12 protein-coding genes are annotated in these 14,121 nt (G+C 54.2%); 6 read left to right on the top strand and 6 right to left on the bottom strand.

The features are described from left to right. Position 1 precedes the first annotated feature (1 nt). Complete coding sequence (argE, locus tag AACY09_RS17415; protein WP_339489801.1) at positions 2-1,153, top strand: acetylornithine deacetylase; 1,152 nt, start codon at positions 2-4, stop codon at positions 1,151-1,153. Between the two features lie 69 nt (positions 1,154-1,222). Here argE and AACY09_RS17420 read toward each other — a convergent pair whose 3' ends face one another. Beyond that, a complete protein-coding gene (locus AACY09_RS17420; RefSeq protein ID WP_339489802.1) occupies positions 1,223-2,125 on the bottom strand; it encodes a LysR substrate-binding domain-containing protein in 903 nt (300 codons plus the stop codon). 376 nt (positions 2,126-2,501) lie between these two features. Here AACY09_RS17420 and AACY09_RS17425 point away from each other — a divergent pair, with 376 nt between their 5' ends. The 5 genes from AACY09_RS17425 to AACY09_RS17445 all read left to right on the top strand — a co-directional run bounded on the left by AACY09_RS17425 (position 2,502) and on the right by AACY09_RS17445 (position 8,232). Next, positions 2,502-3,992 (top strand): aldehyde dehydrogenase, encoded by a 1,491-nt coding sequence (locus tag AACY09_RS17425; RefSeq protein WP_339489803.1) that lies wholly within the window; start codon positions 2,502-2,504, stop codon positions 3,990-3,992. Between the two features lie 55 nt (positions 3,993-4,047). Next, positions 4,048-5,430, top strand: coding sequence for an aspartate aminotransferase family protein (locus AACY09_RS17430; RefSeq protein WP_339489804.1), 1,383 nt, complete (start codon positions 4,048-4,050; stop codon positions 5,428-5,430). A 138-nt stretch (positions 5,431-5,568) separates the two neighbouring features. Then, positions 5,569-6,552 carry an ABC transporter substrate-binding protein gene (locus tag AACY09_RS17435; protein ID WP_339489806.1) on the top strand — a complete coding sequence of 328 codons (984 nt, stop codon included), beginning with the start codon at positions 5,569-5,571 and terminating at the stop codon, positions 6,550-6,552. Between the two features lie 61 nt (positions 6,553-6,613). Beyond that, entirely contained in the window at positions 6,614-7,417 is an 804-nt protein-coding gene (locus AACY09_RS17440) for an ABC transporter permease (RefSeq protein WP_339489807.1), read from the top strand. Beyond that, positions 7,405-8,232 (top strand): ABC transporter ATP-binding protein, encoded by an 828-nt coding sequence (locus AACY09_RS17445; protein ID WP_339489808.1) that lies wholly within the window; start codon positions 7,405-7,407, stop codon positions 8,230-8,232. The genes AACY09_RS17440 and AACY09_RS17445 overlap by 13 nt, the downstream gene beginning before the upstream one ends. 62 nt (positions 8,233-8,294) lie before the next feature. On the opposite strand, the gene AACY09_RS17450 is transcribed toward AACY09_RS17445, so the two are convergent. The 5 genes from AACY09_RS17450 to AACY09_RS17470 form a co-directional block, all read right to left on the bottom strand. Then, on the bottom strand, positions 8,295-9,614 hold the full coding sequence (locus AACY09_RS17450) for a methyl-accepting chemotaxis protein (RefSeq protein WP_339489810.1): 1,320 nt from the start codon (positions 9,612-9,614) through the stop codon (positions 8,295-8,297). 399 nt (positions 9,615-10,013) lie between these two features. Next, positions 10,014-10,892, bottom strand: coding sequence for an ABC transporter permease subunit (locus AACY09_RS17455; protein WP_339489811.1), 879 nt, complete (start codon positions 10,890-10,892; stop codon positions 10,014-10,016). Next, a complete protein-coding gene (locus tag AACY09_RS17460) occupies positions 10,889-11,770 on the bottom strand; it encodes an ABC transporter permease subunit (protein WP_339489979.1) in 882 nt (293 codons plus the stop codon). The genes AACY09_RS17455 and AACY09_RS17460 overlap by 4 nt, the downstream gene beginning before the upstream one ends. Positions 11,771-11,796: 26 nt before the next feature. Continuing rightward, positions 11,797-12,939, bottom strand: coding sequence for a polyamine ABC transporter ATP-binding protein (gene potA, locus AACY09_RS17465; RefSeq protein WP_339489812.1), 1,143 nt, complete (start codon positions 12,937-12,939; stop codon positions 11,797-11,799). Between the two features lie 53 nt (positions 12,940-12,992). After that, positions 12,993-14,090 (bottom strand): polyamine ABC transporter substrate-binding protein, encoded by a 1,098-nt coding sequence (locus AACY09_RS17470; protein ID WP_445323865.1) that lies wholly within the window; start codon positions 14,088-14,090, stop codon positions 12,993-12,995. Between the last annotated feature and the right edge of the window lie 31 nt (positions 14,091-14,121).

The following is a 14,121-nucleotide window of genomic DNA, read 5'->3' on the forward strand; positions in this document are numbered from 1 at the left end:
GATGCATAACAGTCGCCAATTGCTGGCCAAACTGATCGAGTTCAATACCGTTAGCCGCGAGTCTAATCTGGCGCTGATCGAGTTTATCGGCGCCTACCTGAAGGGCTTTGATATTCCCTGTCAATTGTTCTTCAACGACGAGGGCAGCAAGGCTAATTTATTTGCCACCATTGGCCCGGATATCGCAGGCGGCGTGGTGCTTTCCGGGCACACCGATGTGGTGCCGGTTGACGGCCAGGCATGGACCTTACCCCCCTTCTCAATGACTGAGCGAGACGGTGATTTATTTGGCCGCGGCAGTGCTGACATGAAAGGCTTTATCGCCTGTGTGCTGGCCGCGGTGCCGCAGTTTCTGGCAGCGCCTCTTAAGCAGCCGGTGCACTTTGCGTTTTCCTACGATGAAGAAGTCGGCTGCTTGGGTGTTCGTTCATTACTTGCCGATTTGCAGCAACGGCCGCACCAGCCACGTGTGTGCATCATCGGCGAACCAACGCTGATGAAACCCGTATTGGGCCACAAGGGCAAGCTGGCCATGCGCTGCAATATTCAGGGAGCAGCCTGTCACTCGGCCTATGCCCCTCAAGGCGTGAATGCCATCGAATATGCTGCGCAACTGATCAGCAAGCTCGGTGAAATTGGCCAGGGCTTGCGGGCGCCAGAGCTACAGGACACCCGTTTCGACCCGCCTTTCTCAACGGTTCAGACTGGACTGATCAGTGGCGGTCGCGCCTTGAACATCGTCCCGGCTGAATGCCAGTTTGATTTCGAAGTGCGGGCCTTGCCGTCGGATAATCCACAAACAGTCGCCGATCAACTGGAGCAATACGCCAACAGCGAACTGTTGCCGATAATGCATGCCGTCAATCAGCAAACGGCCATCGAATTCAGCCAACTATCAGCCTACCCGGGCTTGGCCACCGCCGCCGAAAGCCCGGCCGCGCAATTAATCGCCCTGCTCAGCCAGTGCGATGAATTCAGCACAGTCGCTTTCGGCACCGAAGGCGGTTTATTTGATCAAGCGGGGATTGCCACCGTAGTCTGCGGACCTGGCAGCATCGAACAAGCGCACAAGCCCGACGAGTTCATCAGCATTGAACAGTTGGAACAATGCGACGCCATGCTCGGCCGGCTCGCCCAATGGCTCCAAGCCTAGGACGGACAACGCTCTTTTGTCCGCCGTTCAGTCAGCTAATCCTGGCGGGCAAGCTGCGCGCGTCGCACGCTAGGATGCCAAATGTTCTTTGCAATAATCGACAAACAATTGCGCCGGTTTGGTCAGCTGCGCACGCTTTAGCCAAGCAGCAACTAAGCCGGAACCGGTAACTGACTCACTGATGTCGACCATCACCACTTTTTGCCCGTCGTAGGTGCATTCCGAGCGCGGCCGGGTAACCAGTACCGAGAAACCAAAACCCTGGCCAACCATGCCGCGCACCATCTCGATTGAAGGTGAGCTAAAACCAATATTCGGGCTCAGGCCAAGCTCTTCAAACAGGCTGACAAAATAGGTACGACTCGGCTGCACATCGAGCAGGATCATCGGTTCAAGCACCAAATCACGCAGTGAAACCTGAGCCTGCTGGGCAAACCGGTGATGCTCTGGAAGCAATGCATACGGCGGCTGCGGTGGCATTAGCGGCTCTACCTCGATGGTCGCGTCAAGGTCATGGTCATACAAAATCGCCAAATCAAAGCGGCCACCGGTTAGCCCTTGCACCAGCTCTTGCTGTTCGCCATCAAAGATGCGGATTTCCACACCGGGATACAGCTTACGAAACCCAGCAATCAAACCCGGCAAATACAGCGGTGCGACGGTTTCGAAACAGCCAATATCAATCTGTCCGCAAACCACATCGTTATCCGCCAGCGCGTTCTGCTCAAACTCATGGGACATGCGCAGCAGCTCTTGAGCCTTGCGATAAAACCGTGCGCCGCTGGGTGTTAGCGATACGCCTTGCGCGTGATGGCGAATAAACAGCTGCACGCCAAAGCTTTCTTCCAAGCCCTTGATAGCGGTGGAGATAGATGGCTGCGCGATGTAAAGCTTGCGCGATGCTTCAGCCACGCTGCCGCATTCGACAGTGGTTACAAAGTACTTCAATTGACGCAGGGTATAAGCCGCCACGGTAAACCTCGTCTGCCACTCCAACGACCCGCAATGGGGCATTGCAGGGGTTAATTATGGGTTTTCAAACATCCACAGCTGCAAGCAATTTACGCGCCCTGAACCGCAAAACACTTGAATAGGCCACTGTTTTTATTGAATTTATTAGCTATTTCCAACCCATAACACCAGCCACGATTGCCAGTGCGCATGAATAAAACCACCTTACTGCACAATCACCCGGCGTGGCGCGCCTTATTGGTGCTGCCTTAACCAGCTTTTTCATATACCCCGAAGACATATTTAATAATTTTCCTTGGGGCGCGCTTCAGCCACCATCAACCTACTGCAATCAATAACGCCTATTCAGTGTGGGCAGTGATCGAGGGTTAATCCGGTGTTTGAACTCAGTGACTGGCAACAACGTGCGCAGCAGCAGCGCTTTATAACCACCGCACTGATTGCAGGCCAGCCGGTAACCCCTGCGTCTGGATTGACCTTCGCCGCTATCAACCCGGCCACACAAGAGGTACTTGCAGAGGTGAGTGCCTGCGCAGAGGCTGAGATTGATCTCGCCGTAAGCGCTGCACGTGAGGCCTTCGAGAACGGCCCCTGGCCGCGCATGGCCCCAGCGGAACGCAAGGCCGTGCTGCAAAAGCTGGCGGCCTTGATTCTAGACAACCGCGATGAACTGGCGCTGCTCGACTCATTGAACATGGGTAAGCCGGTAATGGATGCCTGGAATATCGATGTACCAGGCGCTGCGAACGTCTTTGCCTGGTACGCTGAAAGCATCGACAAACTCTATGATCAGATTGCGCCCACCGCCGCCAATACCCTAGCCACTATCACCCGCGAGCCCCTTGGTGTAATTGGTGCCGTCGTGCCGTGGAACTTCCCGCTGGATATGGCTGCATGGAAGCTGGCACCGGCATTGGCCGCCGGTAACAGCGTGGTGCTCAAGCCAGCAGAACAATCACCTTTCTCCGCGCTGCGTTTAGCCGAACTGGCAATTGAAGCGGGTATTCCCGCCGGTGTGCTCAACGTCGTACCGGGTTTGGGTGAGACCGCAGGTAAAGCCCTGGGCTTGCATGCCGATGTCGACAGCCTGGTTTTCACCGGTTCCACCGAGGTGGGCAAATATTTTATGCAGTACGCCGCGCAGTCCAACCTCAAGCAGGTGTGGCTCGAATGCGGCGGCAAGAGTGCCAACCTAGTGTTTGCTGACTGCCAAGACCTTGAACTGGCAGCAGAGAAAGCGGCCTTCGGTATTTTCTTTAATCAGGGCGAAGTCTGCTCAGCCAATTCACGCTTGTTGGTTGAGCGCTCAATTCATGATCAATTCGTTGAGTTACTGATCGAAAAATCTCGTGCTTGGTTGCCGGGGGACCCGTTGAACCCTGCAAGCACGGCGGGCGCCATTGTTGATGCACGCCAGACCCAACGCATCCTCGACTACATCGGGCAAGCGCGCAGCCAAGGCGCACAGGTGGTGTGTGGCGCCAAGCAACTTGAGTTCAACGGTTCATCTAACTTCATTGAGCCAACCATTTTGTGCAATGTCAGCAGTGATATGCAGATCACCCGCGAAGAGGTGTTTGGCCCCGTGCTGGCGGTGATCCCATTCGACACTGAAGAACAAGCCATCAAGCTCGCCAACGACAGCATTTACGGCCTCGCTGCATCAGTGTGGAGCGATGACCTGAACCGCGCACACCGCGTCGCAAAAAGACTCAAAGCCGGTACTGTTTCAGTGAATACCGTCGACGCACTGGATGTCACCGTGCCCTTTGGTGGCGGCAAACAGTCTGGCTTTGGCCGTGATTTGTCGCTACATGCATTCGATAAATTTACCCAACTAAAAACAACCTGGTTCCAACTGCGCTAGCACTTCGCTGCCTGCATTGAGCGATGTATCCACTGGCCAAAAGAGGAGTTTAGTAATGACTGCCCCATTCACCCCTAAACGCACAACCGAGGACTATCAGGCGCTGGATGCGGCACACCACATTCATGCTTTCCTCGACCAAAAAGCGCTCAACGCAGAAGGCGCGCGCGTCATGGTCAAAGGCCAAGGCCTCAACCTTTGGGACAACGACGGCAACCGCTTCCTCGATGGCATGTCCGGCTTGTGGTGCACCAACCTCGGCTACGGTCGGCAAGACCTGGTAGCAGCAGCGACCAGCCAGCTTGAGCAATTGCCTTACTACAATATGTTTTTCCACACCACGCACCCGGCCGTGATCGAGCTTTCCGAGCTGTTGTTCAGCCTGCTGCCCGCTCATTACAGCCACGCGATTTACACCAACTCCGGCTCCGAAGCCAATGAGGTGTTGATCCGCACTGTGCGTCGCTACTGGCAGATTCTTGGCAAGCCGCAGAAGAAAATCATGATCGGCCGCTGGAACGGCTACCACGGCTCGACGTTGGCCAGCACCGCATTGGGTGGCATGGGCTTTATGCATGAAATGGGTGGCATGTTGCCTGACTTCGCCCACATCGGTGAGCCTTACTGGTACGGTGAGGGCGGCGACCTGAGCCCAGCCGAGTTTGGCTTGAAGGCCGCGCGCGAACTGGAAAGCAAAATACTCGAGCTTGGTGCAGAGAACGTCGCCGCATTTGTTGCTGAACCCTTCCAAGGCGCTGGCGGAATGATCTTCCCGCCAGAGTCTTACTGGCCAGAAATCCAGCGTATCTGCCGCAAATACGACGTCCTGCTGTGCGCCGACGAAGTGATTGGCGGCTTCGGCCGCACCGGCGAGTGGTTTGCCCACCAACACTTCGGCTTTGAGCCCGACACCCTGAGCATCGCCAAAGGCCTGACGTCGGGTTACATCCCAATGGGCGGCTTGGTGCTAAGCAAGCGCATGGCAGAGGTTTTGGTCGAACAAGGCGGCGTCTTCGCCCATGGCCTGACTTATTCGGGCCACCCAGTTGCCGCTGCGGTGGCCATTGCCAACCTGAAAGCGATTCGCGATGAGCAAATAGTCACCCGAGTCAAAAATGACACCGGCCCTTACCTGCAGAACGCCTTGCGTGACGTATTCGCTGAGCACCCGTTGATTGGTGAAATCCAAGGTACGGGCCTGGTCGCAGCGCTGCAGTTTTGCGAAGACAAAGCCACGCGTAAACGCTTTGCCAATGAGAGCGATATCACCTGGCAGTGCCGCACTTTTGGCTTTGAGGAAGGGGTGATTATCCGCTCAACCTTGGGCCGCATGATCATGGCGCCCGCGCTGGTTGCAGACCATGCAACCCTGGATGAACTGGTCGAAAAAACCCGTCGTGCAGTTGATCGAACGGCAAAACAGCTGGGCCTGCTCTAAAGACTAAAAAACCCCATAGAGGGTAAAGAAACACACCTGCGTCGGCCGCTTGCAGCCGGCGCGACGGACACTTATTGGTCGCTGACCAGCCCTGCCACTACAAACCAATAACAAGCCGAAAGGCTGTGGGAGTGCTCCATGAACAAGTCCTTGCGCAATTACTTCGCCCCAATGCTGGTCTGCGCTGCATTGGCAGCCGGCGCTACAACCGCTCAAGCTGGCACCTTGTCTATCGGCCACACCACATGGGTCGGCTACGGCACGCTGTATCTGGCCCGTGACCTTGGCTACTTCAAGGAACAAGGTCTTGAAGTTGAACTGACCACCATCGAGGAAGCAGCCATGTACATGGCCGCTCAGGCTTCTGGTCAGCTGTCTGGCTCGGCTTCGACCATCGATGAAGTCCTCAAATACCGTTCCAAGGAGTTCTGCTTCAAGGCCGTTGCAGCGCTGGACGAAAGCGCCGGCGGTGATGGCGTGTTGGTCGGCAATGACGTCTCCAGCCTGAGCGACCTGAAAGGCAAATCAGTCGCGGTCAATGAAGGTTCTGTATCGCAATTTTGGCTGTCTTACCTGCTTAAGCAAAAAGGCATGAGCATGGCTGATCTGGATATCCAGAACATGACCGCCGATGACGCGGCCACGGCGTTTATTGCCGGACGCATTCCTGCGGCTGTGACCTGGGAGCCGCATCTGTCGATGGTTCGCGCCAAGAAACAAGGCAAGGTGCTGATCGACAGCAGCGAGACCCCGGGGGTGATTGTCGACGTTGTGGCATTGAGCTGCGATGTCATAGACAAGCAGCCGGACGACGTCAAAGCACTGGTCAGTGGCTTGTACAAAGCCGTTGAGTACACCAAGGCTCACCCAGCCGAGGCCTATAAAATCATGGCCAAGGGCGTTGGGGGGTATCTTTCCGACCCAGCAGAGCTCGCTGAAGCCGCTAAAGGCGTGCATTTCTACGACCAGGCCATGAGCGAAAAACTGCTCGGCACACCTGAAGCCCAAGGCGATATCGCCACCATCATTACCTTGGCCAACGAGACCTGGAGTGAGCTGCAGGGCAAGCCGTATAACGTGAGCTATAGCGATCTGGTCGATAACCGTTTCGTCAAAGAATAGTCCCGGCGCCCGCCAGTTGTGGTTACAGCGGCGGGCTTTGTTATTCTCCAGGAGACGCCGCATGGCTACTCAAAAATCTACCTTGCAACGGTGCCTGACACCTAAAGTCGAGCTTCCTGCTGCACTGACTCTGACCGCCAGCATCACCTGCTGGATATTGGTCTTTGGCTTATGGGCGCTGCTGTCATATGGCGGCGGCGTCCCCACCATGTTTTTGCCAACACCCGGCGCCGTGCTCGACGCCGCCGTGCGCCTCAGCGCTGACGGCACACTGAGCAAACACGTAATAGCCAGTGTTGAAGTTGTGGTGATCGGCTTTCTCGTATCGTCAATCGTCGCTGTACCGCTGGGCCTGCTGATGGGCAGCTTCCGCATTGTTCAGGCACTGCTTGAGCCGTTGGTTAACTTCATTCGCTATCTGCCAGTGACCTCATTCGTCCCACTGTTTATTTTGTGGATAGGTATCGGCTTGGAACAACGAGTGACGGTGATTATCTTCGGGGTGTTCTTTCAACAGCTGGTGATGATTGCCGACGTGTCGAAAGGCGTCGCCAAGGATCTGATAAACGCCAGTTACACCCTGGGTTCCAGCCGCCGTGATGTGGTTATGCATGTGCTCGGCCCGGCTTCTCTGCCGGGCATACTCGACACCTTGCGCGTCACCATGGGCTGGGCCTGGACTTACCTGGTGGTCGCTGAACTGGTCGCGGCGTCCAGCGGTTTGGGCTACATGAGCCTCAAGGCCATGCGCGGCTTTCAGGTAGATGTGATTTTTCTAGCGATCGCGATCATCGGCCTGCTGGGCTTGATGACCGATCAACTGTTCCGACTCTTACGTTTAAAGGTGGCTTCATGGGCGCAGTAGCAGCGGTGCGATACGACACTGAGGCACCTTCAACAATTCAATCTGCACGTCTGCGGGTGAACAACGTCAGCCTGCGTTACAACACACCATCAGGTGGCGTTTTCACGGCGCTGGATAATGTCTCGCTGGAAGTGCCTGATCAGCAGTTCGCGGTCATAGTCGGACCGTCTGGATGCGGCAAGTCCAGCCTGTTGTATTTAACAGCGGGGCTGGCTGAGCCCAGCGACGGTGAGATCCATGTGGGCGGTCAACGGGTTGATGGCCCGGGAGCAGACCGCGGCATGGTTTTCCAAAGCTATACCCTGTTCCCATGGCTGACCGTGCGCCAGAACATCGAGTTTGGTCTGAAACGTAAACGCATGCCCGCCGCTGAACGTAAAGAGATAGTCGAGTTCTACCTCAACGAAGTGGGCTTGACACCCTTTGCGGATAATTATCCGAAACAGTTATCCGGCGGCATGATGCAGCGCGTGGCGATTGCTCGCGCACTGGCCAATGACCCGCAGATTCTGCTGATGGATGAGCCCTTTGGTGCGCTCGACAGTCAGACGCGCATGCAAATGCAAAAACTGTTGTTACGCATCTGGGAGCACAGCAAGAAGACCGTGGTCTTTGTCACTCACGACATTGACGAAGCGATTCTGCTCGGCGACCGGGTTTACGTCATGGGCGCACGTCCAGGTCGAATCAAGCAGATTCTTGATGTGCCCATCCAGCGCCCACGGGATCTCGACATGGTTATGGATCACCAGTTTATCGACATGAAACGCCAGATCCTCGGCCTGCTGCACGACGAATTGGAAGAAGCGCACTAAACAAGTGCCACAACAACGCTCGTGGCTGTAGCTGCGAGCGCTGCTGCGGCCTGGTAGTTTGGTTACTGCAGTCGCAGGGATGTACTGAATTGGCTAATGGCATCGACCACATGCCGTGAGCCTTGCTGGATCTCCAGAATCACCTCGCCCGCCTCATTGGCAAGCCCAACACCCTGCTCAGTCCTGCCCAGGCTTGAGCGCATGCTTTCAACCGCGCTCAGCGACAGTTCGTGGTTCTGGCGCACCACCTCGACAATCTCAAGCGTTGCCTTGCTGGTGCGTGCCGCAAGACTTCTGACCTCATCGGCAACCACAGCAAAGCCACGGCCGTGTTCGCCTGCACGCGCCGCCTCAATAGCGGCGTTTAGTGCCAGCAGGTTGGTCTGGTCGGCGATACCACGAATGGTCTGCACAATATTGCCGATTACCTCGGACTGCTTGTTCACCGCATCAATGCTCTTCGCCGCATCGTTCAAGTCATTAGAGATATTTTCAATCACCTTGACGGTCTGCTGCACCACCGAAGAGCCCTTTTGCGCACAGGTATCAGTTTGCAATGAGGTGGCGTGCGCCGCATCTGCAGCACTTTGCTGACTGTTCATTTGCTCGGTGATGTCGCTGGCAAACTTAACCACCTTGTACAGGCGGCCCTTTGCATCAAAGATCGGATTATAAGAGGCTTCAAGGAAGATCCGCTGGCCACGACTGTCTACCCGCTGGAAACGCCCGGAATGAAACTCGCCGCGATTCAATGAAGCCCAAAAGTTTCGGTATTCGATCGACTCACTTTCGCTGCGGTCACAGAAAATGCGGTGGTGCTGGCCTTTTACTTGTTCCAGTGAGTAATGCGTTGTTTTCAGAAAATTTTCATTGGCATTAAGGATGTGGCCATCCGGGGAAAACTCAATTACGGCCATTGAACGGCTCAGCGCATTCATCAGGCTTTTGCCTTCACGCTCCCGATGTATCTGCTGGGTCACATCGGAGGCAATCTTGATCACACTGACGACGTGGCCATGAGCATCTTTAACCGGCATGTAACTGGCCTCGAGCCAGAGCTCACGCCCCGATTTATCCAAGCGCATAAAGGTGTCGCTGATAGGTTCACCACGCGCCAGATCAGCCCATAGCTTGGCATAGGCATCACTGCGATAATAAGCCTCTTCGCAAAAAATCCGATGATGCTTGCCGCGAATTTCTTCAGCGCCATAGCCCATGGCCTGACAAAAATTTGGATTGGCATCGAGGATAATGCCGTCTGGTTGAAACTCGATCATCACCATGGAACGGCTGATGGCCGCTAATTTTGCGGTAACTTCAGCCAAAGCAAAGGTCGCGCGCTCTTGTTCTAAACGGTCTGTTTTACGCAATGAATTAAACATGGAATGACCCTCGCCGGCCTTGCATTCAATTGGAAGTTGCACGCTGTTATTACATGGCCTACTACGCACCCAGCAGTGATTAATACTTAATAGTTAATCCACTACTTGCACTATCGGCACAGAATTTAAGCGCAAAAAACCTGTACAAGTAGCCCTTAAAAACTTGTACATAGTGTCGAAAGCCGTATAACTCTTGGATCTTGGCGGATCGCCATTACTTTGCCATTACTGACGATTCAACTATGCAGGCTTAATTAACTTTCGTCAGCAGTACAATAGTATTAATCAGCCACAGGTGTACAAAGCACAAACTTATTAATCGACACGGCGCAGTAAAACTTTAAATTCAAGGGATAAAAAAACGGGCCATAAGGCCCGTTTTTTCTCAGCGCGTTCCAGTCAACTGTTGGCGCTCGTGGGCGCTTCCTTCCACGTTGTCTTGGTACCTTCATCAATGGCTTGCTGGACTGCTTTCTTGCGTGCATTTTCGGCACGACGGGTAAACACCCATGCCAAGAAGGTCACCAGCGATACCGAGAGTAGGATCAAACTGGCAATGGCATTGATCTCAGGCTTAACCCCAAGGCGCACAGCCGAGAACACCTCCATTGGTAAGGTTGTCGAGCCCGGTCCAGACACAAAGCTTGCCAGCACCAAGTCATCGAGTGACAGGGCGAAGGACATCATTGCGCCGGCTGCCAGCGAAGGCGCGATCATTGGAATGGTGATCAAGAAGAACACCTTTAAGGGCCGCGCGCCCAAGTCCATTGCCGCTTCTTCGATTGACAGGTCCAACTCACGCAGGCGCGAGGAGACAACCACAGCCACATAAGCCGTACAGAAGGTGGTGTGGGCAATCCAGATGGTGACGATGCCACGCTCTGATGGCCAGCCTAACAGCTGCGCCATGGCGACGAACAACAGCAGCAAAGACAGACCGGTGATCACCTCTGGCATTACCAGCGGCGCAGTGACCAAGCCACCGAACATGGTGCGCCCTTTAAAACGAGTAACTCGGGTTAGCACAAAGGCGGCCATGGTCCCCAATATCACCGCAGAAATTGCAGTGTAAAAGGCGATTTCCAATGAACGCATAACCGCACTGATCAACTGGGTGTTGTCGAGCAAACCGACATACCACTTCACCGACCAGCCGCCCCAAACAGTCACCAAACGCGAGCTGTTGAACGAGTAAATGACCAGGATGACCATCGGCAAGTAGATAAACAGGAAGCCGACCCAGAGCATGATGTTGGAGAAACTAAAGCGCTTATTCATGCTCGGCCCTCCATCTCTTTCGCTTGGTTACGGTTAAACAGGATGATTGGCACAATCAACACCGCCAGCATCACCACAGCCAACGCCGAAGCTACCGGCCAATCACGGTTATTGAAGAACTCTTGCCAGAGCACTTTACCGATCATCAGTGTTTCCGGGCCACCCAGCAGCTCTGGAATCACGAACTCACCGACCGCAGGAATAAACACCAGCATGCAGCCCGCGATAATGCCGTTTTTAGACAGCGGCACGGTGATTTTCCAGAAGCTATTGAAGGTGCTTGAGCCGAGGTCTGATGCAGCTTCCAGCAAGCTATGATCGTGCTTAACCAAGTTGGCAAATAGCGGCAAAATCATAAATGGCAAGTAGGAGTAAACAATACCGATGTACACTGCGAAGTTGGTATTAAGGATCTGCAACGGCTCGCTGATAACGCCAATCGACATCAGGGCACCGTTGAGCAAACCATTATTACTGAGAATTCCCATCCAGGCATAAACTCGGATCAGAATCGCCGTCCAAGTCGGCATCATCACCAGCAACAGGTAGACCGTCTGCATTTCTTTATTGGCGCGGGCAATTGCATACGCCATTGGATAACCAATGAACAGGCAAATAAGCGTGCTGATAAAGGCCATCTTCAGCGAGCCCAAATAGGCCGCCAGATACAGTTCATCTTCGGTCAGGAAGATGTAGTTGCCTAAATTAAGAATGATCGACAACTGGCCTTCAGCCCAGGTGTAAATCTCGGTGTAAGGTGGAATCGCAACGTCTGCTTCGGCAAAGCTGATTTTCATCACGATAATGAAAGGCAGCAGGAAGAACAGAAATAGCCAAATGAACGGAATGCCGATTACGACATGCCGGCCCTTGGGCATCCGGCGACTGATGCTTCGGGATATGTTCATGAGCGCAATGCCACCCCGCTATCGTCCTCCCACCAGACGAATACTTGGTCATCCCAAGTCGGCCGTGCACCCCGTCGCTCAGCGTTCGCGACGAACGACTGGACGATCTTGCCACTCGGCAGCTGCACATGGAACACCGAGTGACCGCCAAGGTAGGCGATATCGTGAACGGTGCCGCGCGACCAGTTGTATTCGAATGATGGCTGCTCGGTGGTGACCAAGAGCTTCTCGGGACGAATCGCGTAGGTAATGCTTTTGTCCTGTACCGAGGTGCTGACGCCGTGACCCACAAAAATATTGCGTTCAAGGTCGGGACTGTCAATCAGTGCGTGGGCTTCAGCATCATCGACAACCTGACCTTCGAACAGGTTGACGTTGCCAATGAACTCGCAGACCAGGCGGCTCGTTGGGGTTTCATAGATATCAATCGGGCTACCGATCTGGGCAATCCAACCCAGGTGCATAATTGCAATGCGCTGGGCCATGGTCATGGCTTCTTCTTGGTCGTGGGTCACCATTACGCAGGTCACACCTACGCGCTCGATGATTTCAACCAACTCCAACTGCATTTCTGAACGCAGTTTTTTATCCAGTGCGCCCATGGGCTCATCGAGCAACAGCAACTTCGGGCTTTTTGCCAGCGAACGGGCCAGCGCCACACGCTGACGCTGACCGCCTGACAACTGATGCGGCTTGCGTTTGGCGTACTGGGTCATATGCACGAGCTTGAGCATCTCGGCAACACGCGCCTCAATGTCAGCCTTTGCCATCTTGTCTTGCTTTAGACCGAAGGCAATGTTTTCCGCCACGGTCATATGCGGGAACAATGCATAGGACTGGAACATCATGTTGATCGGACGCTCGTAAGGCGGCATGTCGGTGATGTCTTCACCGTCGAGGAAGATTCGCCCTTCCGTTGGCCGCTCAAAACCTGCGAGCATGCGCAATAGGGTTGATTTGCCCGAGCCAGAACCGCCCAGCAAGGCGAAAATTTCGCCTTTATTGATAGTCAAAGAGACATCGTCGACAGCAACCGTTTCATCAAACTTTTTGGTCACACGCTCGATTCTGACCAGCACCTCTTTCGGTTGCTGATCGCCCTCAAGGACCTTTTTATAGGTACTAGAAGCAACTGCCATTACCAAACTCCCGCGAAATCGCGCCCGCCGACTTGGCAGCGGGCTGCTTAAAATTATTGTCCAGACTTAATCTTGGTCCAGCTGCGTGTCATCAGACGCTGGATCTTGCGAGGCATTTCCTGCTGGATATACAAGCGATCCAGCACCTCTTGAGGAGGGTAAACCGATGGATTTGTGCTGACTTCCTCGTCCATAAACTTAGCGGACTTAATATTTGGGTTGGCATAGCCCACGTAATCACTCACACCGGCAATCACTTCAGGTTGCAGCAGGTAGTTGATAAACGCGTGCGCTTCTTTAACATTTTTCGAGTCCGCTGGAACTGCAAGCATGTCGAACCACAGGTTGCCACCTTCTTTCGGAATGGCGTAAGCGATATCAATGCCTTTGCCTGCTTCTTCAGCACGGTCTGCGGCTTGCAGAACATCACCGGAGAAACCCGCCGCTACACAGATATTGCCATTAGCCAGGTCGCTGATGAATTTCGAAGAGTGGAAATAAGTCACGTAGGGACGCACTGTCAAAAGCTTCTCTTCAGCTTTCTTGTAGTCGTCCGGATTCTTGCTGTTTGGGTCAAGGCCCATGTAGTTGAGCACTGCCGGGATCATCTCGTCCGCGGAATCAAGGAACGACACCCCACAGGTGCTGAGTTTCTTCATGTTCTCGGGTTCGAACAACACGGCCCATGAATCAATATGGTCAACCCCGAGCACTTCTTTGACTTTCTCGACGTTGTAGCCGATGCCGTTCGTGCCCCACAGATAAGGCACTGCATACAGATTGCCTGGGTCATTGGTTTCCAGCTGCTTTAGCAAGCGCGGGTCCAGGTTCTTCCAGTTACTGAGTTGGCTGCGGTCCAGTTTTTGGAAGGCGCCAGCGCGGATTTGTTTACCCAGAAAGTTATTTGACGGCACCACAATGTCATAGCCGGTGTGGCCAGACAGTAATTTACCTTCCAGGGTTTCGTTGGAATCGAATACGTCGTACACCGGCTTGATGCCAGTGGTTTTCTGGAAGTCGGCCAAGGTGTTCTCGCCGATGTAATCACTCCAGTTGTAGATGTGCACGGTCGACTCAGCAGCTTGGGCTGCGGTCGCTACACCAAGTGCTAGTAAGCTGGCTGTCAGAGTTTTGCTTATTGAGAATCGCACACGTATGTCCTCTTATTATTGAGCGGCCAAA

The organism is Pseudomonas sp. EL_65y_Pfl2_R95, assembly GCF_963971045.1.
Classification (GTDB): Bacteria; Pseudomonadota; Gammaproteobacteria; order Pseudomonadales; family Pseudomonadaceae; genus Aquipseudomonas.